Origin of the sequence: Pseudoalteromonas luteoviolacea DSM 6061, from assembly GCF_001625655.1 — a bacterium.
In the GTDB taxonomy this organism is placed as follows: domain Bacteria; phylum Pseudomonadota; class Gammaproteobacteria; order Enterobacterales; family Alteromonadaceae; genus Pseudoalteromonas; species Pseudoalteromonas luteoviolacea.
In genome coordinates, this window is record NZ_AUYB01000125.1 from 15091 (window position 1) to 41362 (window position 26272).

At 41.1% G+C, this 26272-nt stretch carries 23 protein-coding genes; 10 read left to right on the top strand and 13 right to left on the bottom strand.

The window, feature by feature from the left end; translation table 11 throughout:
- Positions 1-270 precede the first annotated feature (270 nt).
- The gene (locus tag N475_RS18035) at positions 271-2460 is read left to right on the top strand and encodes a TonB-dependent siderophore receptor (RefSeq protein ID WP_063365740.1); all 2190 of its coding nucleotides are present in this window, start codon (positions 271-273) and stop codon (positions 2458-2460) included.
- A gap of 138 nt (positions 2461-2598) precedes the next feature.
- Here N475_RS18035 and N475_RS26220 read toward each other — a convergent pair whose 3' ends face one another.
- Complete coding sequence (locus N475_RS26220; protein ID WP_063365741.1) at positions 2599-4599, bottom strand: S8 family serine peptidase; 2001 nt, start codon at positions 4597-4599, stop codon at positions 2599-2601.
- Positions 4600-5109: 510 nt separating this feature from the next.
- Between N475_RS26220 and azu the strand changes: the two genes are divergently transcribed.
- Positions 5110-5559 (top strand): azurin, encoded by a 450-nt coding sequence (gene azu, locus N475_RS18045; protein WP_063365742.1) that lies wholly within the window; start codon positions 5110-5112, stop codon positions 5557-5559.
- Between the two features lie 114 nt (positions 5560-5673).
- Positions 5674-5925 (top strand): hypothetical protein, encoded by a 252-nt coding sequence (locus N475_RS25565; RefSeq protein ID WP_155732602.1) that lies wholly within the window; start codon positions 5674-5676, stop codon positions 5923-5925.
- Positions 5926-6275: 350 nt separating this feature from the next.
- Here the strand turns inward: N475_RS25565 and N475_RS18055 are convergent, their stop codons facing one another.
- Positions 6276-6752: a hypothetical protein gene (locus N475_RS18055; RefSeq protein WP_063365744.1), complete on the bottom strand. Its 477-nt coding sequence runs from the start codon at positions 6750-6752 to the stop codon at positions 6276-6278.
- A gap of 395 nt (positions 6753-7147) precedes the next feature.
- Between N475_RS18055 and N475_RS18060 the strand changes: the two genes are divergently transcribed.
- Entirely contained in the window at positions 7148-9088 is a 1941-nt protein-coding gene (locus N475_RS18060; RefSeq protein ID WP_063358162.1) for a S41 family peptidase, read from the top strand.
- Between the two features lie 141 nt (positions 9089-9229).
- Here the strand turns inward: N475_RS18060 and N475_RS18065 are convergent, their stop codons facing one another.
- From N475_RS18065 to N475_RS18080, 4 genes are all read right to left on the bottom strand, one after another.
- A complete protein-coding gene (locus N475_RS18065; protein WP_063358163.1) occupies positions 9230-9523 on the bottom strand; it encodes a hypothetical protein in 294 nt (97 codons plus the stop codon).
- Positions 9524-9794: 271 nt separating this feature from the next.
- Positions 9795-10226 (bottom strand): acyl-CoA thioesterase, encoded by a 432-nt coding sequence (locus tag N475_RS18070; protein ID WP_063358164.1) that lies wholly within the window; start codon positions 10224-10226, stop codon positions 9795-9797.
- A 3-nt stretch (positions 10227-10229) separates the two neighbouring features.
- On the bottom strand, positions 10230-11048 hold the full coding sequence (locus N475_RS18075) for a M23 family metallopeptidase (protein ID WP_063365745.1): 819 nt from the start codon (positions 11046-11048) through the stop codon (positions 10230-10232).
- Complete coding sequence (locus tag N475_RS18080; protein WP_063358166.1) at positions 11041-11895, bottom strand: 6-carboxytetrahydropterin synthase; 855 nt, start codon at positions 11893-11895, stop codon at positions 11041-11043. Before N475_RS18080 ends, N475_RS18075 begins: the two co-directional genes overlap by 8 nt.
- A 192-nt stretch (positions 11896-12087) precedes the next feature.
- Here N475_RS18080 and fabA point away from each other — a divergent pair, with 192 nt between their 5' ends.
- The gene (gene fabA, locus N475_RS18085) at positions 12088-12603 is read left to right on the top strand and encodes a bifunctional 3-hydroxydecanoyl-ACP dehydratase/trans-2-decenoyl-ACP isomerase (RefSeq protein ID WP_063365746.1); all 516 of its coding nucleotides are present in this window, start codon (positions 12088-12090) and stop codon (positions 12601-12603) included.
- Between the two features lie 75 nt (positions 12604-12678).
- On the opposite strand, the gene rmf is transcribed toward fabA, so the two are convergent.
- The 7 genes from rmf to lrp all read right to left on the bottom strand — a co-directional run bounded on the left by rmf (position 12679) and on the right by lrp (position 20268).
- On the bottom strand, positions 12679-12849 hold the full coding sequence (rmf, locus tag N475_RS18090; RefSeq protein WP_023398857.1) for a ribosome modulation factor: 171 nt from the start codon (positions 12847-12849) through the stop codon (positions 12679-12681).
- 527 nt (positions 12850-13376) lie between these two features.
- Positions 13377-14666 carry a serine--tRNA ligase gene (serS, locus tag N475_RS18095; RefSeq protein WP_063358168.1) on the bottom strand — a complete coding sequence of 430 codons (1290 nt, stop codon included), beginning with the start codon at positions 14664-14666 and terminating at the stop codon, positions 13377-13379.
- Positions 14667-14676: 10 nt separating this feature from the next.
- Positions 14677-15057: a fluoride efflux transporter CrcB gene (gene crcB, locus N475_RS18100; protein ID WP_063358195.1), complete on the bottom strand. Its 381-nt coding sequence runs from the start codon at positions 15055-15057 to the stop codon at positions 14677-14679.
- A gap of 6 nt (positions 15058-15063) precedes the next feature.
- The gene (locus N475_RS18105) at positions 15064-16419 is read right to left on the bottom strand and encodes a replication-associated recombination protein A (RefSeq protein ID WP_063358169.1); all 1356 of its coding nucleotides are present in this window, start codon (positions 16417-16419) and stop codon (positions 15064-15066) included.
- Complete coding sequence (gene lolA, locus N475_RS18110) at positions 16412-17041, bottom strand: outer membrane lipoprotein periplasmic chaperone LolA (RefSeq protein ID WP_063358170.1); 630 nt, start codon at positions 17039-17041, stop codon at positions 16412-16414. The genes N475_RS18105 and lolA overlap by 8 nt, the downstream gene beginning before the upstream one ends.
- A gap of 1 nt (position 17042) precedes the next feature.
- On the bottom strand, positions 17043-19721 hold the full coding sequence (locus N475_RS18115; protein ID WP_063365747.1) for a DNA translocase FtsK: 2679 nt from the start codon (positions 19719-19721) through the stop codon (positions 17043-17045).
- Between the two features lie 67 nt (positions 19722-19788).
- Positions 19789-20268 (bottom strand): leucine-responsive transcriptional regulator Lrp, encoded by a 480-nt coding sequence (lrp, locus tag N475_RS18120; RefSeq protein ID WP_063358172.1) that lies wholly within the window; start codon positions 20266-20268, stop codon positions 19789-19791.
- 137 nt (positions 20269-20405) lie between these two features.
- Here lrp and ald point away from each other — a divergent pair, with 137 nt between their 5' ends.
- The 5 genes from ald to N475_RS18145 all read left to right on the top strand — a co-directional run bounded on the left by ald (position 20406) and on the right by N475_RS18145 (position 26264).
- Positions 20406-21527, top strand: a complete 1122-nt coding sequence (gene ald, locus N475_RS18125) for an alanine dehydrogenase (RefSeq protein WP_063358173.1) — start codon at positions 20406-20408, stop codon at positions 21525-21527.
- Positions 21528-21658: 131 nt separating this feature from the next.
- Positions 21659-22501: an HDOD domain-containing protein gene (locus N475_RS18130; RefSeq protein ID WP_063358174.1), complete on the top strand. Its 843-nt coding sequence runs from the start codon at positions 21659-21661 to the stop codon at positions 22499-22501.
- Positions 22502-22624: 123 nt separating this feature from the next.
- On the top strand, positions 22625-24493 hold the full coding sequence (locus N475_RS18135; RefSeq protein ID WP_063365748.1) for a methyl-accepting chemotaxis protein: 1869 nt from the start codon (positions 22625-22627) through the stop codon (positions 24491-24493).
- An 81-nt stretch (positions 24494-24574) separates the two neighbouring features.
- The gene (locus N475_RS18140) at positions 24575-25168 is read left to right on the top strand and encodes a PilZ domain-containing protein (protein WP_063365749.1); all 594 of its coding nucleotides are present in this window, start codon (positions 24575-24577) and stop codon (positions 25166-25168) included.
- 58 nt (positions 25169-25226) lie between these two features.
- Positions 25227-26264: an agmatine deiminase family protein gene (locus N475_RS18145; RefSeq protein ID WP_063365750.1), complete on the top strand. Its 1038-nt coding sequence runs from the start codon at positions 25227-25229 to the stop codon at positions 26262-26264.
- Positions 26265-26272 lie beyond the last annotated feature (8 nt).

Genomic DNA, 26272 nt, shown 5'->3' on the forward strand with positions numbered 1-26272 from the left:
TGCAGTTTAATCATTAAGAGCTGCTTTAAAGGGCAATTACAGATTGGCTTTTATTGAATTCTATGCCGCCTTCAAAAGCGACTTAGCGACTAACTATAAAAACCAAAGTACCCATATAAGTACATTTGTAAACAGTAAAAACAGGGTTATGTTACTGATATTTATAAAGTAATAACAAACTGTATATAGACAAAAAACAGTCAATTTAATTATTGATAATAGTTCTCACTTTCAATATCATTTGCGCAATAATTCTAATTAGGGAATAACATGCGCTCATTTAACAAAAAATATCCAACTCTTCTTTCAGCTGTCGCAATCGCTTTATCAAGCAATGCGCTAGCTGACGAAAATAAAAATAAAGATCTAGAAGTCATCGAAGTTAGCCCTAAGGGCTTAATTTCTTATGTCAGTGCAAGTGCATCAAAATCAGATGTACCAATTACTAAGACACCTGTATCGGTATCTGTTTTAACTGCACAACGTATTTCGGACCTAGGAGCCGAAACTCTTCAAGATGCGATAGGTTACGTTGCAGGTGTTTACAATGGCCCTTACGGTGTAGATACGCGCGGCGATTGGTCGAAAATTCGCGGTGTTGACCCACTTGTATACGTAGATGGTCTACAAATGCAATTTGGCCATTATAACAACACACGTGTAAACCCATACACTTTAGAGCGTGTAGAAATACTGAAGGGTCCATCTTCAGTGTTGTACGGTCAGGGTTCCACTGGTGGCATAGTTAACTCTGTTTCGAAACGCCCGCATGAAGAAACACAAGGCGAACTTTGGGCCCAAGTTGGAAATTACGATAGGGTTCAAGTTGCTGGAGATTACAATACAGCATTTGGTGAAAATGATAGATTTCAAACACGCGTTGTAGGTGTTTACCGAGACAGTGGAACACAAACTGACTTCGTAGATGACAACACGCTAGTTTTTGCACCAAGTTTTGCATGGGATATCAGTGACGATACTCGTCTGACTGTACTCGCTAATTTACAAAGAAATGAGTCTGGTTCATCCACTCAGTTCTTTCCACATGAGGGTACAATCAAACCTGCGCAATATGGGCAGATCCCAAGCGAAAGATTTGTCAGTGAACCAGGTTGGGACCGTTATGACACAGAGCAATTTGCGTTAACTGCCATTTTAGAACACAGTATTTCTGACAATACGCACATCAGTTGGTCCACTCGATTCAGTGATAGTACTTCAGAATACCGCACAATTTTTTCTTGGCCGCCCAAATTTCAGCAAGACAAGCGATCAATCAGTCGTATCTATAGTATGACAGACGGTGATGCCACTAGCTTGCTAAGTGATATTCAAGTACATCAATATCTTGATTTTGGAAATCTAGAAATCAATTTGGTTGCGGGAATTGACTATCAAGATGCTAAAACTGATGCTGACACTCAACGCGGTGCAGTGAGCAGCCTCCTAGACTTATACAACCCAGTTTATGGTAAAGCAGAACCACTGCCCACGAAAGTGACCATTGATGCGCCAAATAAAGTCGACACGCAACTTGGTGGATATATCCAAGCAACATTTGAATATGGCGGATTTGTCGTCAATACGGCACTACGTCATGACAGCGTAGATACTGAAACTTCAGGAAAATCTGATAGCCAAAGTGCCACTACTGGCCGTATAGGTGCATTATATCTGTTTGAAAATGGACTATCACCTTACGCTAGTTATTCGGAGTCATTCCAACCTTTATACGACTTAAAACCACAAGGTGGCGCGTATAAGCCAAAAGAAGGTGAGCAATTTGAATATGGTGTTAAATATCAGCCGGCCGGTACTGAGCACCTAATTACCGCTAGTGTGTTCCACATTAAAGACAAAAACCATATTCGTCGCGTATCTCCTACATTGCACTTGCAAGATGGCGAAGTTTCGATTGATGGGTTTGAGTTAGAAGCTCAGTTAGAGTGGGAACATTTTGATGTATATGCGTCTTATGCTTATACAACAACTGAAAATGACACCACGCCAGAGTCTCCTGAGGCTATATTAGGAAGCGCTTTTGCTATTCAAGATCCTGAGCTAAGAGCAGCTGCCCTTCAAGGTGCTGTGGGCACAATTGCAACTGATGACGCTCCTCTTTCTGCAACACCTGAACATTTGGCTTCAGTATGGGCTACGTATCGTGCAGACAACCTTGTTGAAGGTCTTAAATTTGGTGCAGGCATTCGCTATGTTGGTAAAACCTTTGATGGCAGTCGTTCGGTCACCGTAGGTGGGATCGATTACCATAAAGCACTTACGACGGAGAACTTCACACTTTACGATATGATGATCGGCTATGATTTTGGTGACTATGAGTTAAGTCTAAACATCGACAATTTGACTGACAAGACAGTAATTACAAGTTGCTTAGTGCGTGGTGATTGCTTCTATGGACAGCGCCGTACTGTGACAGCTAACTTGAAGTATCGCTTTTAAACTAGGCTTAAGTAGTGGTGCCCAGTTATATGGGTGGCGTTCAAAACCTGGTAATTAAAAATCAAAAGAACAGCCAATAAAAAAGGCGACACGCTAGTGTCGCCTTTAGCTCTACATCTCAATCATACAATAAGGAAATTATTGACACAGTCCCAAGTTGGTCCAAACTTTCCAGTCGTTACCAACATTTGAGTTTTGAGCTGGGTTAGCACCTCTATTCCACCAGTTACTGCGGTACTCTCGACCTTCGTAAGAAACTCTAGTACCCGCTACATATACTTTTGAAGCAGACCAGCTTTCAAGACCTGAACACCCACCTTGGTTTACACCATCGGTAACCTGAACTGACTGGGTCACACTATGTGTCGCGCCGCCATCATCTGTCACTGTGACAGACACTTGATATGTGCCAGCGTTAGAGAAAGCGTGTGATACTTTAGAACCTGTTGTGTTAAATCCACCGATATTCCAGTCATAACTTACGATTCGACCATCAACGTCTGTACTAGATGTTGCGTCGAAACTACATGCTAAGTCGCTACAATTTGCTGTAAATTTTGCTACTGGAGCTTGGTTCTCTTGTGCACCGCTACAACCGTTAGTTGTAATATAGTCAGACGCCGCCTTCGCTTGAACTAGGCCGAAACCATATTCATCATCACGACCAGCAGCTCCTAAATCAATTGCAGTAGCATTAAGTGCATTTCGAATATCAACATTCGAACAGCTTGGATGCTGGCTCCATACCAACGCAGCAACACCTGCAACATGTGGGCTAGCCATTGAAGTACCTGACTTTTCGGCATAGTCTAAAATTGCTTCTAATTGAACTTCAACTGTTGAACCAACTGAAGCTTTAAGTGCATTCCCCTGCTCTTGCGATAAAGAGATAACAGGAATTGTCACACCGTGCACACCATCACCAAGAGTACCACTAAATGAACCTGACGCATTGTTGTAAACAATCGCAGCTACACCGCCACCCGCTTGACAATTTGCAGCTTTGTCTTTGAAAGACGCCCCACCGCGCTCGATTAAACAAATACTCTGTGTAGCAGCACATGCCGTTAAGCCTTGACCACAGTCACTTAGCTCGGCACTCACTTTGCCTTCAACAGAGTTTGTCATACCACTGCCTTCAACAAACACACCACCTGCTGTTACACCTGCAAGGACACCAGTTCCTCTTGGAACTGTCGACAACACATCAGTACCAGGCGCTGCAATCTCTACTTGTACATTGTATTGAGAAGATGGGTTTTTAACGCGGTTTTCATCTATATTAGCAACTGAAACAACCGTATCGTAGCTCGCTGGATAGCTCATTGTTGCATTGCCATCGTTACCTGCGGCTGCAATAAGTAATACGCCTTTATCATATGCTGCTTGAAGTCGTTCTTGGAAGTATTGGCTAGGGCTGCCACCACCTAAACTCATATTGATAACTTTAGCGCCGTTCTCTACACAATTGTCTACAGCACGCGCTATACGTGAAGTTAAACCCTGCTTTCCATCATTATCGAAGACACGAACATTGTGGATACCAACTTTGTCATTAGGTAATACCCCAACAACGCCTGTACCATTTTTCAGCGCAACAATGGTACCTGCTACATGAGTGCCATGGCCTGAACCATCTTGATACCAAGTTAATCCGCCTGGTAGATCGGTAAACCCAGTCGCATTCTGTGGTAAGTCTGGATGACCTAAATCATAACCTGAGTCGATAACACATACTTTAAACAAATCTGCATTGGTATCTTGAAGCAAAGGCGCTTGAACTTCTGCCAACCCATAAGGTGAGACTTCACCAGCAGATGTTGCGTTAAAAGGCACATATTCGAAATCTTCCTCGATATACTGATATTGCCCTGAGGCTTTCAACATCGCTACCTGTTCAGGTGTTAATTCCATTGTAACCACAGTACCAGAACCATCATTCGAGAGTGTTTCCGCAGCTGGCTCTGCACCAAAATCTAGTGCAATATTCGCTCTGGAAAAACGACTCGTTTCAGGTGCAAAAATACTTAAGTCACTTTGCTTCAAGATATACTGTTTTGTTTCATTCGCGTTCACCGCTGTTGATGTTAGTGCAGATAAAGCGAGTGCTAATGAGGTTAGCTTGAATGTATTTTTCATGTTAATTCCTTAGTGGATAGTTATTGTTGTTGTCGCATCCACTGCGATAATTTTCCTACTTGCTGTTGTTTTGTACCCTTTTAACGAACAAAGGTATACATAACCGCCCCCTCTTGCAACCCTTTATTAAATTTTTTTACAAAAATATTTCAATGAATTCTTTAAAACCCCAGTGCCTGAAAATCATGACAAAAGGGCCAAACAGAAAGAGCGAGTGTATAAAATTCACTTTTATTACAAACTGACAACACCGTTAAAAATAACAGTTACATTAAAAAATAATTCATGCTCCGGCTCTTTGCCCTGCAGTTCCTCGAGTAAACCATGTTGATTTTGTTACACAACTTGCTCTAATCACTTATTGCGAGACCCCTTCGTATTAAAAAATGAATAAAAATCGATAGCGCTTTGATGTAGACAAAACAAATTCCGTTTTTAGGTATTTACCAATTTACTAATGCGGTACGTTGCAGGATAATGATAATAATTTCTATTCAAGGAGTAACATCAATGAACAACTTGACCAAATTTGCAGTTGCAGCATTTGCTTTTTCAGCTTTCCATACCAATGCCAACGAGTGCGAACTGTCCATTGAATCTAATGATATGATGCAGTTTTCCAAAAAAACTATGTCCGTGCCAAGTAAGTGTGAGGAAGTAAAACTTACGCTAATTCATACCGGAAAACTGCCAGCTACCGCGATGGGGCATAACTGGGTATTGACCGAAAAGAAAAACGTGAAAGCGGTAGCATCAGATGGTATGCGCGCCGGTGTTAAAAATAGTTACGTAAAACCAGGTGACGAGCGAGTTTTCGCATTTACTCAAGTTATAGGTGGTGGAGAGTCCACTTCAATAACTTTTTCAACAAAAGGCTTAAGCAAAAATGGGGAATATAATTTCTTTTGCTCATTTCCTGGTCACTTTGCAATCATGAAAGGCACATTCAAAATAGTATAAGCCTCTCTCAACTTAGCAACCAGCCCCAAAAGACTCTGGTTGCTATGCTTTACATAGCAATTTTAGATATGAGAGGCACTTAACCCTGCTATCAAAATAAAAGACAGCCAATATATGGTTCGCGCACATTTAAGTGAAGATGACAACCAGCCGCTGACAGAAAAGATAAATGACACTATCATAATGGAAGTTTCTTTCGTTGGCGTCTCGCCAAACGAAAGCACAAAAATTAATGCCGCAAACCCGAACCAACAAGCTGTTGAGAAATGCCACAAGCCTTTAAGAACTCTACGCGTACAAAACCTACCGAATAAGCGCTTGGGCTCAATTTTATCCAATGCTTTTTTGGTTAAGATTAGTTTGTAGCCAATATAGTGATGTAACATGCCAATTAGACAAATCAAAACAAATACAGATACTGGCATTACTTCCCTTTACATACTTCAGTCTAACGTCCAAGGCACAGCCCATTAGATAAAGTGCCCTATTTCACAATTATATCTTTCTAAGATATTAATCTTTGCATTAATTCATTTTAAACAATGAATGTTTTTAATGTTCACTGCAATCCATGTTTACTTTATAGGCATTTTTCTTTAGTACGGACGACCCCTAGAATTTTCTTTCTCTATGACAACACAGCAAACCGATATGATGTACAGCTTCGTGGCCATAAAACGCACAGTATGCTAGTCAGTCTGCTAAAATATTTTCAGTTAGTTTCTTAAATAAAGCCCTGAAAACAATATCACCCAGTCATTATTGTCGGCTCTAGCACGCCAAACTTGGTGCACAGTGCCCCCTTGCTGTTTTTGCCATGTAATTTCATGTTTTTTTTCAGTTCCGTCTTTTTCTAATGTGACACCTCTTAGTATCATTTTTTGGCCTTCAATGCCTCCTTTGAGGATCAACATTCCACCTTTGTTATCCATCCATGTTTGATGCCATATACCGGACTCTGTACTGTAAGTGTTAAGACTCTTACCAGCAAAACCGGATGTTGTTTGATACTCTTCTAAGATGACGCACCCATCTAGTATTTTACTTATCTTGCTTGTTGCGACGTATTTTTCGTTTGATTTCACCTTCCAATCTCCAAGCCAAAAATCAAAACTCTTATATTCTTGGCTGCTACATGGACTTGCTTGTAATTGCATAGATATCATGGATATTACCAACCAAAATGTTCGCATTATGATTACCCCTTTTTTGTTAAACTCGTAGCACTTCTTATTTAGCTTTTTCAATACTGAGAATGAAGTTTCCTGTCCTAATTAACCTTAGCTAACTTTTTGGTAATGGCTATTAGAGAACATTAGTGGCCATGGTATTAAAACAAAACAATCTATGAATGATGCGTAAATGTCTTCCCTGGCAAAATTAAATCCATCAACGTCCTCGGCTTTTGTATTTAAACAATCCAAAACCTAACTACACCGTTGTTTTTTATCGTCATTTTTTTTGCACCAAACCCTCTAGAGTAAATTATTTGATAAAAAGTTAGATATTTTCCTGTTGATTGTTATTTTTTTTTAAAACTAAGGTTTTTATTTCAGGAACAACAAAAAATAACCTTAGGGAAAAAGATATGAAAAAGTCTATCTTGGCTAGTGTTTTAGCACTTACATTCGGTTCTCAAGCTTTTGCTAGTAACTACGCTTTACTTTCTGAAACAAGAGATCAAATCCAATACCCAGAATACACCCAGCAGGAAAAGCTAACTGTTGTTAACCAAGCAAAGCAATTGCTTGAAGGTCTTTATGTACACCGCTATGCAAAAGACATCTATTATGGAATTTCACCAACAGGGCATGTAAACCCAGTTGATGCTATCAATGAAGTAATTGCAGACCTTGATTCTTTGAATTCTCAACAATTGAACGAGCGTTTAACTAAAATCTTTAAAGCTCAGCGTGACCTTCATTTAGTCTATGTTCACCCTGTTCCAGTCAGAAACTTCGCATCAATTCTTCCTTTTGAGTTTGATAAAACAGCTGATGTACTGGGTAATCCAGAAGTACGTGTTTCTAATTTACTTGAAGGGCTTATCCCATACGTAGGCGGCGTGAGACTTCCGGAAGTTGGTGATAAGGTCGTTTCTTATAATGGCGTTTCGATTTACGACGTCGTACAACAAAACCTAAATACTGGTTTTGGCGCAAACCCTGATGCAGGCTTTGTACGCGCTCTCGAAGCAATTACCTATAAAGGCCACGCAATCTCTCTAGTTCCAGAAGAAAATGAAGTAACTATTGAGTTTGTATCTCATGCAACCGGCGAAACATATACAACGGTTGTACCTTGGGTTGCTAGATTGCCTCGCACTTCGGCTGCTTCAGGAAATGCACAAGCTCTAACCGAGTCTGTTAGTGACAGTACTAACCTAGAAGCGCAAATGTTCGCTGATGTTAAAGCTGAACTTGGCGAAGATAATGCGTCACCATTTACAACAACTCCAACTGCTGATAGCGAAATCTCTTGGGCTATTCGCAATGTTGACGGACAAAACGTTGGCTATATCCAGTTAGATAGCTTCTCACCAAGCACTACAAAAGAAGACGCAGTTTGGATTGTTAGCAGCCTAATGCAAAACGAGCTTGCCAATACAGACGCGCTTGTATTTGACGTAAGAAATAACCCCGGTGGTAATATCATTTATGCAGATGAGTTAGTTCAACTTTTCTCAGCTGAACAAACGCGCCCTACTGAACTTCGTTTCATTAACTCAGACATCAACCATCACTTGATGAACGAAACAATTTTCTCCACAATCGGTGAAAACTGGGTAAATGTATTGGCTGACGTTGCTGGAACAAACGCACAATATACTGCAACTTCAACTTATGTTACTAAGGCTCAAAACAACAACTTTGGTCAGTCTTATTACAAACCAGTTGGTGTTTGGTCAAATGCCAAAACTTACTCATCAGGTGATGTTTTTACTTGTGCAGTACAAGACAATGGTGCCGCAAAAGTTTACGGTGAAAACCTACGCACAGGTGCTGGCGGCGCGAATGTTCTAAGACACTCAGTATTTGCTCGCTACGCAGGTGCTCCTAAGTTTGAATTCCTACCTTACAATCAAGAAATGACTGTTTCTTGGAGACAAATGGTACGTCACAGCCACAACCAAAACGCATTAATTGAAGACTATGGTTGTGTTGCAAGCCAAGTAGTTCCTAGAACGTTAAACAGTATTTTAGACAGTGATGCAGAAAACTTTGATACTATCGCTCGTGACCTATTGAGCCAACCTCAAGCAGCATCGACTGTTAACTTCTTGCAGCCACGAGTATCTGAGCTTGCAGAAACTCAGGGGGTATTCTCTCTTGAAGTTAAAAATACTGAACACGTTGATGTATACGTAAACAATGTAAAGGTTGAGCGTATCAATGTTTACGCATATGGTGAGCAAGCTAAGGTTGTTGAGTTCGCGCTGCCACAAGGTACTACTCAAGGCAATGTACAATTCATCGGCTTAGACGCTGGTAAGAAACAACTTTGGAATGGTAGACGCTACTTCTTCTAAACTCTCTTAAGCATTCCTTTGAGATCAAGTGGCAGAGTCAAATCTGCCACTTTTTTTGGCTACATTGCTATATATACACTGATAGTCATCTGTCCCTGTTTGATGATTTCCTGTTATGTGCAATGACAGTTTTAGAAACCTCTACCCGAGATCTCTCATTAAAATTTCATATTCTTCATTAGCATCTGCGATTAAATGAGACAACTCTCTCGCATCTCGCTCTTTTAATATAACCTGCCATGTGACAGCGCCTTCTTTGCCAGTCAAAGCAATATCAGCGCCGTTATGTTCATATTTTATGTTATTGAACTCAGTTGTATGATGTTCATGGAGCTCAACAATATCTACATCCAATGTACCCGTTGGATAAACCTCTACATGCGCGTGTAGGTTCTTGTCGCCCGATAAACAATACTCTCTGTGCACAGAAATCATCACTGCCTCCTTAACTGTTAGTATCAACCATGGATAAGTGTAGAACAGTATTTTCGAGCTCGAATTTTTATTATGCGTGCAGCAATAGTTTAAGTGGTATATGGCATTAAATTCGATGAAAAAATCACATATTAAATTTTTATGACTATTTCAATCCGCACGTAAAACTCATTGGAAAAAATAGAAGCGTTCAAGAATTTTAAAGTAGTAGGTCTGAATGGAAAGGATTTAATTAGGGGGCAGGTATAGTATTGCCCCCTGTATCAGCTGTTTACTTGAAGCCGTTTAGCATTTTCTCACATACCACTGGTGTTGGACGATGGTTGTCATCCACAGCCACAAAAGTAAAGTTACCTGAAATAGCCAAGTGTTTATCATCTTTGTGCATGGTTTCTAAAAATATTTGCACTTCAACCTTAAGACTAGTATTACCAACATGCACAACTTTAGATACTAACTCAGCAAAAGTTCCGGCTGGGATTGCTTCTTTAAAGTCAACACGATCCGACGAAATTGTCACCAAAGGTTTGCGGCAAAATCTAGTCGCAGCAATAAATGCAACTTCATCCATCCAAGCTAATGCATCACCGCCAAATAACGTGTTATGGTGGTTCGTTCTACCTGGGAAAACGGTCTTAGTAACTGAAGTCGTGGAGTCCTTAATGCGTTTTTCAATAATCGCATCTCTTTCTAAATCTGTCATTATTTACTGCTTTTTACTATTTGCTAATTTATCAATCATAAGAAGTTCAGGGTCTAACCGCTCCCCAAACCAATTAAAACGCCAATCTAAATGTGGACCTGTAACACGGCCAGTCGCACCGATATCACCAATCAACTCACCCGTATTAACTCTATCGCCTACTTTTACATGAAGCTTGCTCATGTGGATATAAGTAGACGTAATACCGTATCCATGATCAAGAATTAGTGTACCACCGCTGTAATACAGATCGGGTTCAGCTAAAACGACTTTGCCAGACAAAGGTGCCCAAATAGGCGTTCCTGTTTTATTAGCAATGTCTAATCCAAAATGAGGTCTTCTTGGCTCGCCATTGAAATAGCGTTGGCTGCCATAAACTCCGGAGATTCTGCCTTTAGCAGGTCTATAAACCGGTTCATCAAAATACTCAAGGGTACTTGCTTTCGCCCTCGCGGCGCTTACTTTGGCTGCATCGCTGCGAATTCGCTTAAGCACTTCCTTAGGGGGTGAAACGTATTTTTTGGCTACTCCGGTAATTCGGTCGATATCATAATCACGGCTAGTAATGAGCAACTGTTTAGAGTGCTTATTACCATTTGGACCAACCCAAGAAAGAGTATGCTCAGACTTTGCATCACGCCCGAATCCGAACACAAACTTGCCGTTTGATGTTAACTGTAATGGCTTTCCGTTGAAGGACACTGATTTTGCCCCCTCAATACTGCCCGTTACCATACCGCCCTGTGTAAGATGCCCTTTTAGCTCCACTGCTTGCGCACTTAGTGCCAAGCAAGCCCCAAGCACGAGAAACAGTTTATGCATAAGCAATTGCTCCTTTACCCACGCCTTCGTATGCGCGCACTTTAACTTGTTTGTTTGGGTATGACTTTTTAATTTCAGTTGCGAGGTAATCTGCAATACACTCTACTGTTGTATCACAGGGTAAAATCTCGCACCTTTGCTGACTAATGCTCATCTCGAAGTAACCTTGAGTTGACTCGTACGCAAAAGCGTAGTCTCCTTCGTTAGCTGTCACGTACTTTAATTGAGCATGCTCAATTAAATCTTCTTGAGTGCCTAAATAAATGTCTTCCCATTTTTGAGACCATTCTTTTTGCAATCTAGGCATACTCACGCCATCGAAGAAAATACCAATCAAAGAGCGATGGCCGTGAATAATGCGTTGGCAATTTCCATCGTGCTTTTTCAAACCATGGCTGTAATGATAGTAAAAGCTACTAGTTTCTTCAGGGCGTAAGGCAATTTCTATATCCTTCACGTTGTCGGGCATTTGAGGCAGTATTTGAGCTTTTAAAAAAGCAATAACAGACTGCTCGTCTATCTTGCTCCCTTCCACCATGCACACCGCTTCATCTGGTGCGCTCATAGCTAAATGGTGACCATTGAATTCATAATCGAACGTTACTCTGCCGTCGTTTTGCGCAAACTGACAATTTAGCTCTGAAGGAATAGCTAATTTATGATCTATTGTATTATCGATGATGCTTTTGATCTGCTTTTTTACTTTGGCAAAGTCTAAAACCATAGACTCTTCATTAAGCTGACCGTGCAAAGTCATATCCACAATCCAACTTTCACCAACCGCTCCACGTTTGGCACATAAGTAAGAAAAATCTATTACCGTCAAGGCATCTACAAAAAGGATCATAAACTTCCATTAAATTACTAACAAAACAATCTGATTATAAAGTTTTTTCAATCAAAAATCGCGTTTATCGTAAAGAGAATTAACTTTAATCTTTTTGACGACTATTCTAAGTAAAAATTTAACTGTTCAGAGTTGTTTAGCGTACAAGTGTACGCTAGAGTACCCGCAATTAATAAATATAGAATGAATACTATGGAACCTAAAAATAGCTATACAAAAGAAGAACTAATCCTTTGTGCTGAAGGAAAGATGTTTGGTGAATACAATTGCCGTCTACCTATCGACAATATGTTGATGATGGACCGTATTGTAGAAATCAACGAAGACGGTGGTGAATATGGTAAAGGCCAAATCGTTGCTGAGCTAGACATCAACCCTGACCTATGGTTCTTCGACTGCCACTTCCGTGGTGACCCGGTAATGCCTGGTTGTTTAGGACTGGACGCGATGTGGCAAATTGTTGGCTTTTTCCTAGGTTGGTCAGGTGGCCCTGGTTTAGGTCGCGCTTTGGGTGTAGGTGAAGTTAAATTCACAGGCCAAATCCTACCAACAGCTAAAAAAGTGACTTACCGCGTTGATATGAAGCGTGTGATCAAGCGTAAATTATTTATGGGATTAGCAGATGGCGTTGTCGAAGTTGATGGCCGTGTTATCTATGAAGCTAAAGACCTAAAAGTAGGACTTTTCCAAGATACAAGCGCATTCTAAAAGTATTTTGTTGAAAAAATTAAGCCCCTTGTTTAAGGGGCTTTTTTATTACTCAAATTTGATGACGGTGTTGTTTTACGTTTTAAACATGTTGCGATTGTCTATGGCCTCTCGCCAGCCACCTAACCATTCTGATCTGTGCTCAATTTGCTGATATGGACATAAATCTTTGGACCGCCCTGCTAAACCTGCTTTAAATCCTTGCGAGTGTGCTCTCTCTAAACGGTCTCTTTTCTGTCTCTTCATAGGTAAATTCCTCACCTTCAATTTTTGATTGCTTTAGTCTTATGACATCCACATTTAATAAATAGTTAACGCAACCGTAATTTTCAACTTCTTTGAGCTTTATACTCTGCTTTGTTAAGAATTATCTCTTTAAATTTCGATGCCAGCTTGTGAGAAAAAACTCAGTTGCACAGTTCACCGTTAAACTATCTAGGATAGAATCAAAATTAGTTTTGCAATAATGGTAACAATAAGCACCCCGCCCGCAGCAGAAAATGTGCGCGCATTGCTTATTCAGTAGGAATGGCCAAACCTCAAGACTCAATTAATCATAGATTACGATCACATGCAATATTTAAACGGTGAGAACTTTATTAGAATTTTTGATAGAGAATGAGTAAGCTAAATTTCAGCTAAATATAAATATTCAATGCAACTTATTAGTAAATTTAAGAATATCCACACTCCTTATGGCGTAAAAAAACATTCATTATTTTGTCATAAAAAAGGCCGCTAGATAGCGGCCTGATATCAATAACTTGGAAAAGTTACTTTAATACTTCTAAGCCACCCATGTATGGCTTAAGTGCTTCTGGTACGATAATAGAACCATCTTCTTGTTGATAATTTTCTAATATTGCAACCAGAGTACGGCCCACTGCAAGACCAGAACCATTCAGTGTATGAAGTAGTTCAGGCTTTTTCTCTCCTGCTCGACGAAAACGCGCTTGCATTCTTCGAGCCTGGAAGTCCTGCATATTAGAGCAAGAAGAAATTTCACGGTACGTGTTCTGAGCTGGGAGCCATACTTCAAGATCATATGTTTTTGCTGCACCGAAGCCCATATCACCTGTACACAGTACAACTTTACGATAAGGTAATTCTAGCGCTTGTAGAATTGCTTCTGCATGGCCTGTTAGCTCTTCAAGCGCATTCATTGAGTCTTCTGGCTTTACAAGCTGTACTAATTCAACTTTGTCGAATTGATGCTGTCTGATTAGTCCACGCGTATCTCGGCCATAGCTACCGGCTTCACTTCTGAAACATGGTGTATGTGCAGTCATGCGGATTGGTAACTCTTTCTCATCGTAGATTTCATCACGCGCACAGTTGGTCAGTGGGACTTCCGCGGTTGGAATTAGGCTATAGCCGTCTTGATCTTCTTCCAGTACTTCTGTGTGGAACAAATCAGCAGCAAACTTCGGAAGTTGGCCTGTACCAAACAAACTTGCCTTATTCACTAGGTATGGTACGTACATCTCTGTGTAGCCGTTCTTGTCTGTGTGCGTATCGAGCATCAACTGTACAAGAGCACGGTGCATTCTTGCTACACCACCACGCATTACAGTAAAGCGTGAACCGCTTAACTTAACACCAGTCTCAAAATCTAAGCCTTTATCCAGTGCTTCACCCAAATCTACATGATCTTTAACCTCAAAATCATATTGCTTTGGTTCACCCCATTTAGACACTTCAACATTGTCATCTTCGTCAGCACCTGCAGGTACGTCTTCAGCAGGTAAATTAGGTAGTGTTAGAGCGATATCTTGTAATTCAGCAAGCACTTTATCTTGTTCTGCTTTTGCCGCAGATAATTGGTCGCCTAAATCAGCAACTGCATCCAAAAGAGGTTGAACATCTTCGCCCTTCGCTTTAGCCTGACCAATTGCTTTGGAACGACTGTTGCGCTCACTCTGTAATTCTTGAGTTCTTGTTTGTAGAGTTTTACGCTGCTCTTCAAGCGCGTTAATTGCAGCAACGTCTAATTCAAAGCCACGTTTTTTCAAGCGCGTCGCAGCTTCTTCAATATCTTGTCTTAAAAACTTTGGATCTAACATGTTTGTTCTTTTAACCTTTTTGCATGACTAAGCAAAGACCTATCCAGGCCATAAAAATACATATAACAACATTCAACGTAATATTCAGTGCCATTTTCAAAATGTGTCCTTGCTGCAACAGCAACAAGCTATCCATTGAGAATGTCGAAAATGTCGTCAAAGCACCTAAAAACCCTATTCCCACCAGCGCCTTAGCTGGCGATACAGCGATTATCTGCTTTTCGATTAATCCGTAGAGAATGCCCATCAACAGTGAACCAAGAATATTAACGGTCAATGTCCCAAAAGGGAATCCCTTACCACCGAGTTTTAGCACAATATCACTAATAAAAAACCGTAGGCAGGCACCAAACGCACCACCTACGGCTATCATTAAATAGGTTTTAATCATTTCCATCTAGGATTTATCCGGCATTTTTCCATATCTTTGTTGACCACTACTCCCATCAAGAGACTTGAGATAGTCTAGCTTTTCACCAATTTGTTTCTCAAGCCCACGATCTGTAGGAAAGTAATATTGCCTATCAGAGATGGCTTCAGGAAAGTAATTTTCACCAGCGGCATACGCTCCACTTTCATCGTGTGCATAACGATATGCTTCGCCAAACCCCATTTCTTTCATCAATTTTGTTGGCGCATTTCTCAAGTGTTCTGGTACAGGTAAATCTGGGTCCGACATCGCATCGCGCTTTGCCTGTTTAAACGCAGTATAAACAGCATTGCTTTTTGCCGCGCTGGCAAGGTAAATTGTCGCTTGTGCAATTGCCCTTTCTCCTTCAGCAGGACCTACTCTATGGTAAATATCCCAAGCGTTTAACGCCACCTGCATGGCTCTGGGGTCCGCATTACCAATATCTTCAGTAGCGATAGCTAAAAGCCGTCGAGCCACATATAAAGGGTCACCGCCACCAGCTAATATTCGACAATACCAATAAAGTGCAGCATCAGGGGAACTACCTCTCACCGATTTATGAAAAGCTGAGATCAGATCGTAATAAATATCTCCGCCCTTGTCATACTTTGCTAAATGACTGGGCAAAACCTGTTCAAGAACCTCACTACCAACCTCAACTGACTCACCAACTTGCTTCCCTAAATCAACGGCTTGCTCCAGTAGGTTAAGCGCTTTTCGTGTATCCCCATCCGCTGCCTTTGCAATGGCATTAAGTGCCAAGTCCGAGATAGTGATATTTAGTTTGCTCAGTTGTTGGTCTTCTTTAAGCGCTCTAATTAGCGCCGCAACGAGCTCATCTAAAGATAAAGGCTTAAGAGTGTATACGCGTGCTCTTGATAAAATCGCGTTATTGAGTGCAAATGACGGGTTTTCAGTGGTTGCCCCAATAAATACAAAAGTGCCATCTTCAATATGTGGCAAAAATGCATCTTGTTGTGACTTATTAAAGCGGTGTACTTCATCAACAAAAAGTAAGGTTCTGCGCCCAGACTGAGAAAGCCTGCTCTTGGCTTCTAACACAACTTCTCTAATCTCTTTAACACCTGCTGTCACTGCCGACAACTTGGCTAATTCTGCATTCGCATGGTTTGCTATGATTTCTGCCAGGGTCGTTTTGCCAACCCCGGGAGGCCCCCAGAGGATTAAGCTATGGCATTTACCCTGCTCAATAGCACGATAAAGAACAGACCCTTCAGTAAGGATGTGCGTTTGGCCGATATAGCCCTGTAACGACTTTGGCCGCATTCTAGCGGCCAAAGGTCTTACATCAGGTGCAAAGTCAAATCCTAAATTAGTCACTTTCTGTTTGGTCGTCTATGACCACTCCATGAGGGATTTTAAAGGTAAAGGATGCGTCTTCTAACTGTATGTTTGTTTTGGCATTTAGAAATTTAAAGGTCGACGTTTGACCTGATGCATCCTTTATTTTTAGAGCATTAATCTCTACTCCTTTTTGCTTAAATATAATGTCCAGTAACTCAACTTGAGATTCTACGTTTTGCTTTGGAGATACTCGATATCCGTCTTCAATTTTTACAACTTGGTATTTTTCCCATTGTGCTTTATCTTGTGTGGTTAATAATACAAATGGCGTTGTGTCAATCAAACCTGCCGTTTTCATCACTGTGACTTGTTCTGCAAAACTATCAAAGTAAAAGGTTTTTTTACCATCAGACACAAGTAGAGTTTCATCCGGTTCTGTTTGTTGCCAACGTATCTTAGATGGATATTTCAACGCAATATTACCCACACCGTCTTGCAACAATGCTCCTTCTTCATCTTTCACTTGCTGTGTGAAATCAGCTTGAAATGTATTTAATGCTTTTAATTTTAACTTTAATGCTTCGGCGTCACTCGCCATTGCTTGTGACATAGCACCAATTGTTACACCTAGTACTAAGGCGATTGTTCTAAACTTCATCTTAATTTGCTCCACCTTTCGGTACTAATACTTCTCTTGCGCCATTGTGCCCTGGTGCGCTTACCACACCTGACATTTCCATCTGTTCAACCAGACGGGCAGCTCTGTTGTAGCCTACTCGCAACTTACGCTGAACGCTCGAGACTGATACTTTACCTGTTTCAATTACAAATGCGACTGCTTCGTCATAAAGAGGATCTGACTCTTCATCAGCGCCTTCTGCTTGCTCTCCTGGCAGTAATATTTCTTCTGTCGCTTCACCACACAAGATGTCTTCAATGTAGTTTGGCTTGCCTCTGGCTTTCCAATCATTTACAACAGCATGCACTTCATGGTCGTCGACAAAAGCGCCGTGTACACGTATCGGGACGCTTGTACCTGGCGGTAAATAAAGCATATCACCCATACCAAGCAGGTTTTCAGCACCTTGCTGATCCAAAATGGTTCTCGAATCTATTTTACTAGAAACCTGAAATGCCATTCTGGTAGGAATGTTTGCCTTTATCAAACCAGTAATAACATCAACAGAGGGCCTTTGAGTTGCCAAAACTAAGTGAATCCCTGCTGCACGTGCTTTTTGTGCAATACGTGCGATAAGCTCTTCAACCTTTTTACCAACAATCATCATCATGTCGGCAAATTCATCAATTACAACAACAATGCTGGGTAGCTTATCTAGCTCTTCTGGGCCATCAGCCATACCATCAGTGTCTTTAAATAATGGGTCCAAGATTGGGTGACCAGCTTCTTTAGCAGCCATCACTTTTTGGTTATAACCTTTAAGGTTTCTAACCCCTAATGCAGACATAAGCTTGTAACGGCGCTCCATTTCACCTACACACCAACGCAATGCATTGGCAGCCTCTTTCATGTCAGTTACCACTTCACACAATAAATGAGGTATTCCTTCATATACGGATAATTCCAACATTTTAGGGTCGATCATTATCATACGTACATCTTCAGGCGGTGATTTATACAACAAGCTTAATATCATTACATTAACGCCAACTGACTTACCTGAACCAGTAGTACCTGCAACGAGCAAGTGAGGCATTTTAGCTAAGTCAGCGACGACCGGCTCACCAGCAATATCTTTACCCAATACCATGGTAAGTGGTGATGCATTTTGTTCAAACTTTGGCGCATTAATGACTTCAGATAAGCGAACAATCTCACGGTTTTTATTTGGCAGCTCAAGACCCACATATGTCTTGCCAGGGATAACCTCAACAACTCGTACACTAACCGCCGATAAAGAACGCGCTAAATCTTTTGCTAATCCGGTAATCTTGGCAACCTTAATACCTGGAGCAAGATCTAATTCAAAACGCGTTACAACTGGCCCTGGGTAAACCCCAACTACAGCTGCTTGAATATTGAAATCGAGTAACTTTGCTTCAACTAAACGAGATACAGTTTCTAATTCTTCTTTAGTGATTGGATTTTTAGCTTTGTCAGGTCTGTCTAACAAGTCTAAAGACGGCAATGGATCCGTAGGCGGCTCTGCCTCGAGTAATGCTTCAAACTGCTCTTTTGCAGAAGGTGGGGGCTGATACGCAGGCTTATGTGAACTTTTTTCTTCCTTTGCCTTGTTAATTGGACGAGCGGGAGAAACAACGGTTGTAGTAGGTTCTTCTTTTACCGCTGCGTCATCTAATGCATTGAGCGCAGCAACTGTATCTAAAGACTCATCATCAATTGCTGAGAAATTTATTTCCTGCTCTAAAATGTGATCTAACTCATCAAACACATCAGATGAAACTGGCGCACCAATCTCTTGGCTATCTTCATTAAAGCTAGGTTCGATAATAGTTCCTAGCTGTGGTTCAGGCTTTTTCCCGACCGCAGAAAACAGCTTATCTTTTAACTTAAGTGGCTTGCTTGCATTGTCCACTTCTTTCGGGGCATTTTGTAAGCCCTCTTCCAGCTCAGTAACTTGGTTGCTCTCAACAGAATTGTGAGCGCGCTCAATTTCAGTATCAACAACCTCCTCGGTGCGCTCCACACTAGGCTCATTCGCTACCGAGTTTTCTGGTACTTCAATTATTTCAGACTCATAGATAGGTTGCTTTGCTTGTTCGGTGCTGTGTTTGCGTTGTTTGAATTTCGCAATCAGGTATTTTATGAAATTAACAACTTTTTCACCTAAATAATCCACAGCCTCAACCCAGGAAACGCCCGTTAAAAGCGTAATTCCGGCAAAGAAAAAGCAAAGGAGTAAAATAGATGTTCCGGTAAAGTTAAACGCAGGCATCATCGCACCAGCAACAATGTCCCCTACTACCCCACCAGATGAAAATGTATAAATATCGTCGAAGTTTATACTGCTAATTGCGCTTGCAGATGCAATAAACAAGGTTGCACCAATTAATCTCAGTCCGAGTGTGGTGTAATCCAACTGCAGCAATTTGTGGGGCTTCTTAAATATCAAATACCCAAACAACTGCATTGCAGCAGGTACCAAAAATGCCAACCAGCCAAAACTCAATAGCAATATGTCGGCAACCCACGCTCCAGCAGCTCCCGTAATATTATTGACCTTCACAAACTCCCCAGCTTGTGTCCAAGCAGGATCTGCTGGGTCAAATGATATCAAGGCGCAAAGCGTAAAAATTGCTGCTGCTGTGCTGACTATGAGACCTGTTTCAAGAAGGCGCTGAACACCATTTAAGCGCATTAAACTCAACCTGTATTATCTTTTGTTATAAACTTCTATTATAGAGTACACCATATCAAGAAATTCTTTAAGGTGCACAAGGTTTTATAACCTCACCTTGCTCCCCTTTTACCTCTTCCATAACTACATAGGTACGACTTTCATTGATATTAGGTAGTTTAAGAAGGATTTCCCCTAATACTCCTCTGTACTCGGACATATCAGTAACACGGGTTTTGAGTAAAAAATCAAAGTTACCTGACACAAGGTGGCATTCTATAATTTCATCGTGTTGTTTTACAGCTTCATTAAAGCGCTCAAAAACATCCGGTGAGTTCTTATTGATCGTTACTTCAACAAATACCAAAAGTCCTTGACCAAGTTTCACTGGGTCAACAACTGCTTTATATCCTTTTATAAACCCTTCCCGCTCTAGTTTTTTTACCCTTTCCAAACAAGGTGTAGCACTGAGGCCAATTCGTTTGGCTAATTCAACATTGGATATTCGGCCGTCTTTTTGTAATTCAACTAAAATCTTTCTATCAGTTCTATCAAGCTGAGTATGCATGAAAAGTGTTTTATCCTACATTTTTTAATTTAAAAGTTTTATCACCTTTAAATTAGCACAAAAAAGGTAGGACACACTAGCTTTGCATAATTATAATAGTCGAAAATGTTATCCGTTCTTAATTGAGGCGATTTATTATGATTATTGGTGTACCTAAAGAGATTAAAAACCACGAATACCGTGTTGGTATGGTTCCAGCTAGCGTTCGTGAACTAATTAACCACGGCCACCAGGTTATCGTTGAAACAAATGCAGGTATTGGCATTGGTTTCACAGACGAAGATTACATTCAAGCTGGTGCAGAGATACTTCCTACTGCAGCAGATGTTTTTGCTAAAGCAGAAATGATCGTAAAGGTAAAAGAGCCGCAAGCTGTTGAGCGTGCGATGCTCCGTGAAGACCAAATCCTTTTCACATACCTTCACTTAGCCCCAGACCTTCCACAAACTGAAGACCTAATCAAGAGCGGTGCTATTTGTATCGCATATGAAACGGTTACAGACACTCGTGGTGGCCTACCTCTTCTTGCTCCAATGTCAGAAGTTGCTGGTCGTATGTCAATTCAAGCGGGTGCTCAAGCTTTAGAAAAGTCAAACGAAGGCCGCGGCATGCTACTAGGTGGTGTACCTGGTGTTGAGCCAGCTAAAGTTGTTGTTATCGGTGGCGGCATGGTTGGCCGTAACGCTGCACAAATGGCTGTAGGCATGGGTGCTGACGTAACTATTCTAGACCGTAACATTGACGTACTTCGTAGCCTAAACGCACAGTTTGGTAGCCAAGCTAAAGTTATCTACTCTACTGTGGACGCGCTTGAAAAGCATGTTCTTGAAGCTGACTTAGTTATTGGTGGTGTACTAATCCCTGGTGCAGCAGCGCCTAAACTTGTAACTGAAGAACACATCAAATCAATGAAGCCTGGCTCTGCTATCGTTGACGTTGCGATTGACCAAGGTGGTTGTATTGCAACTTCAAAAGCAACAACACATGCAGAACCTACTTACATCGTTGATGACGTTGTACACTACTGTGTAGCTAACATGCCAGGTGCAGTACCGCGCACATCTACGTTTGCACTAAATAATGCAACGTTGCCGTACATCATCAAGTTAGCTAACCAAGGTTACAAAGAAGCTCTACTTTCAGACCAGCACTTCTTAAATGGTCTAAACGTGATCAAAGGTCAAGTAACATGTAAAGAAGTGGCTGAAGGCTTCAACATGGAATACGTAGACCCACGTTCAGCGATTGAAAACGCATAATGTAACTCTACATTATTTAGGCCAGCAATAGCTGGCCTTTTTTATGCTCGCCGTAGAGTGAATTATCTGCTTATCCTGTTTGGCTATTTTTTACTATTCTTAAACTAGTATAAGATGCAGTGAGCGAAGTTATGGCCATATCTTTAACCCAACAAGAAAAACAAATTCTACGCACTATCTCTATCCCTCCAAGGCCTGAAGCGCTCGTTCAATTTTCTCAAGAAACTAAGTCTGCTGAACCAGATATAGGAAAAATAACCACGATACTGCAAGGAGACGTCGCGATCAGTGCTGCGGTCCTTCAGGTTGTTAACTCTGCAGCATTTCGACGCTCAAGAGAGATTGAATCTTTAGAGCAAGCCATAATGATTTTAGGCTTAAAGCGCTTAATTCCCTTAGTAAAAGCCGTTGCTGTCAAAGCAACGGTCGAAACCCCTAAATCTCTAGAAAACTTTTGGGTAGAACAAAGTGACATTGCCCAGCTCTGTTCAACGCTATGTAACAAGCTCAAAAAGCCTGCATTAGCAAACCACGCCTATATGCTAGGTCTTTTCCATACTGTGGGTATTCCATTACTGTGTGTGCATTTTGAAGACTATGAGGAAGTACTCGACACAGCAAAAAATGAAGGGTGGACCAAAGCTGCGGCCTTTGAGTTTGATAAATATAACACCAGTCATGCAACCATAGGCGCATTACTTGCGCAGCAATGGAAGCTGCCAAAGCCAATGATCAACGTTATTTATTACCAACATGATGTAAGTGGCATCTTTCAATCAGGTGAATTAGACACTATTAGCCTCGAGTTATTGTCAATTTTAAAACTCGCTCGTCATGGCAACTTTATTACTCAAAATGCTGGGACAATTGTATCCGATGAGGAATGGATCGCGGTAAGTGATGAGGTAATAGATTTTGTAGGTCTCTCGGAAGAAGAGCTGGAAGAGTTATATTCAGAGCTTGAATCGGACTAAACCACTACTTTTTAGCTTTTTTGTATCTTATTTGTAAATAAACACTTTAAATTCTAAGAATTTATTGCAACTATTGGCTTATGATTTACCTTTAATAATAAGCTCATTCATGGGAGACGTTCAGTGAAGTTCAAGTTTAAAGTAGTCGCCGTTTCTGCCTGTGTCTTAGTGCTTGCTCTATTTATGCTCTCACTAAAACAGTATTACCTTCTTAAAGATAATTTAGAACAACAAGTCACCAATAGTATGGAAGAGGTGATCCAAGGGATCAGCAATACTGTTACTGCACAAATGCAAGGGTCTATGAATCTTGCAGCACTTTCTACCGGTTTAGTTGAGCAAGTTGATTCATTGCAAGATGCTTATCCAATGATCTCTCAGTCAAAGCTGACATCGGAGTTTATCTTAATTGGCTATGGAGAAGAGAGCTCAGGAAAATATGTGGCCAGTGACCCCAACTGGGATCCGGGCTCTACATGGGACCCCAGAGTTAGACCTTGGTATAAAGATGCAAAAGCTGCTGGTACTTTAGTCGTCACAGAACCTTATGCCGATGCGGTAAGTGGAGAGATTGTCGTTTCTATAGGAGCACCAGTTAAAAAGAATGGCCAGTTCCATGGCGCCATTTTCTATGATGTAAGTTTAGCCAAACTTGGTCAGATGATTAATTCATTCAATCTTTTTGATGCGGGATTCGCGTTTATGGTCAGTTCTGGCGGTGACACGATTTCTCATCCGAATGTTTCATTTAACGGCCAACCCGCAAAGAATTTCTTGGGAAACACCGTTGTCAGAGAATCATCTCAAGAAATAGAGATTAATGGCGTTGAGTACCTAGTAATGTTTAAAGCGGTTGAAGGTTATGATTGGTTTGTTGGTGTGGCACTCGAAAAGCAAAAAGTGTTCGCTGCGATGAATACACTTGCCTACGACGCGACTTTAGTCACCATCATTGCAGTGGTAGCAAGCTTTTTGGTACTTTCATATGTCATTAATATTCTTCTCAAACCGCTTGAAACGATTAATACTGCGATGTCTAACATAGCACGAGGCAACGCAGATTTGACTGTGCGCCTCCAAGCATCTAATGAACCTGAGTTTTCTGCGTTAGCTGAAAACTTTAACCTCTTTACTTCGCGGCTTCAGAATATCATCGCAGAAATACAAACGCTTGGACATGAAGTGCTTGACGACGCAAAACAAACATCTGCCGGTGCTAACCACGCAACACAAGCAATTCAAAGGCAATTAGAGTCGTTAAATTCGCTTGTAGATGCGACTGCTAACATGTCTAACACAGAGCAACAGGTTGCTAATACAGCACAACAAGCAGCTGAAGCCATTAAAACCACTGACGGCCTAGCATCAGACGGCGAAGGCATCGTAGTTCAATCTACAACTTCAATTACAGAGCTTTCTTCTCAAATTGAGCGTGCGGTTGATGTAGTAAATGAGCTGGAAGTTTCATCCTCTGGAATTGAACAGATTCTCTCTGTAATTAATGGCATTGCCGAGCAGACTAATTTGCTCGCACTCAACGCTGCAATTGAAGCAGCCAGAGCTGGCGAATCTGGACGAGGTTTTGCGGTAGTTGCCGACGAGGTTAGAACGCTAGCCCAAAGAACACAAGAAGCAACGACTGAAATTAAATCTATGATAGACCAATTACAGTCCGGTGCAGAGAATGCTGTTGGTGTTATGAAGCAAAGTCAAACCATCGTTGAAAAAACAGTAGTAAAAGCACAGGAAACGAAAGATGCACTGCATGCGATCCGAGATTCTATCAACCATATTGTGGAGTTAAATGTCAACATAGCCAGTATGCTTGAAGAGCAAAGAGCTGTTGTTGAAGCGGTTGATCACAACGCGTCTGAGATAAGAAATCTATCCAATACTGTTGTAGATGAAGCAAAAGTCGTCGATCACACAATGCAATCGCAAGTAGATAAAATTGCGAAACAAGAAGAAATGTTGGAGCAATTTAAAGTATAAGGCGCTAACATCTTGATTTAACGGGCTAGAGTGGAGAGAATAAAACAATCGCTAATCTAGCCCAATAACATTGGCAAATAAATGCAAACAGAATTAAAAGACAATTTTCAACAGTATTTTCAAATTGACGAAACAAACCAAATTAATTTGTTTCCTGTCGAAGCCAATATGGTGCCTAAGAATTCAGCTCAACTAGAAGCCGCAATCCCACCCTTGTTTAAATTAGCCAATGAAATAAATGAGCTTGATTTGAACGCACTGAGACCATTGCGAAACCTAGGTGATATTGCAAGCGACTTGGCTGCATATTTGCAGGCTCAGTCGAGAAAAATAGACCTTATCATGAGCCACATACTGGCAAATGAACAGCCAGAAGATGACACATCTTATTGTGATAGCTATGGTGGTGGCGGTATCAAAGTCACTTCAGACGAACGATTTACAATTGGCCAAAACTTCCGTACTAAAATCTTTCTCCAACACGAGGCAAGTGCCATATTTTGCTACAGTCAGATCATAGAGATAAACCAAAAAGAAGAAGAGCAATTTCAATATACCCTCGCCTTCACCCAAATAAGAGACTCTGATCAAGAACTTTTAGTACGTGCAAGCCTCCATGCGCAAACTAGGCAATTAAAAAAACGCCAATCAGACAGCGAATCTGATACAAAATAGTGACACTGCGTAAAGCAGTGATACACTTAGCGCCTAGCAATTTAAAATTACAATCGTCATGAGTTTTACATTATTACCAGAATGGTCAGCGCAAGACGCTGTTATGCTCACATGGCCACATAAAGACACTGACTGGGTCGAAATTCTTGATCGAGTAGAACCTGTTTATGTCGCGCTTTGCCAGCATATTTCTCAAGTTCAACAAGTCGTTATCGTTTCACATAACTCGGATTTAAAAGCTCATATTGTAGAGTTATTGAATAAAGCCGATGTTGATATGGCAAAAATACAGTTCGTAGATGCTCAGTGTAACGATACATGGGCAAGAGATCATGGGCCACTCACAACTGCGAATGCTGATGGTCAGCTTTGCATTAAAGATTTTATATTCAATGGCTGGGGCAATAAATACAGCAGCGAGTTAGATACAAAAATAAACTCTGCCCTGTGTGAGCAACTGGCCAACCCAAATAACCGAGTACGCAAAGTGGACCTTGTTCTCGAAGGCGGTGGTGTCGAAATCAATGAACACGGTGTGTTGCTTACAACCACTGAATGTTTACTTAATCCAAATCGCAATCCTCATTTGAATAAATCACAATTAGAGGAACTACTTAAAAACGAATTGGGTGTGAGCGATTTCCTTTGGCTTGACCATGGTTATTTGGCAGGTGACGATACAGATAGCCATATCGATACTTTAGTCAGATTTGCTCCTAATAATACATTGGTATATGTACAATGCGACGATAAAGAAGATGAGCATTACACTGCTTTGCAGGCCATGGAATCTCAACTAAAAACTTTTTGCACATCAAATGGAGAGGCTTTCCAACTCATCCCATTGCCTTGGCCAAGCGCCAAATACAATGCAGATGGAGATAGGCTACCAGCAACTTATGCAAACTATCTAATCATTAACGACACGGTTTTGTTACCTATATATGGCGACGAAAAAGATGCGCTTGCTTTAACCCAATTGCAAAAAGCACATCCAGAAAGAACTGTTATAGGCATTGATTGCCTGCCACTTATTCATCAATTTGGCAGCTTACACTGCATCACTATGCAATTACCTCAAGGCTTTTTAAAGTAGGAGTCCAA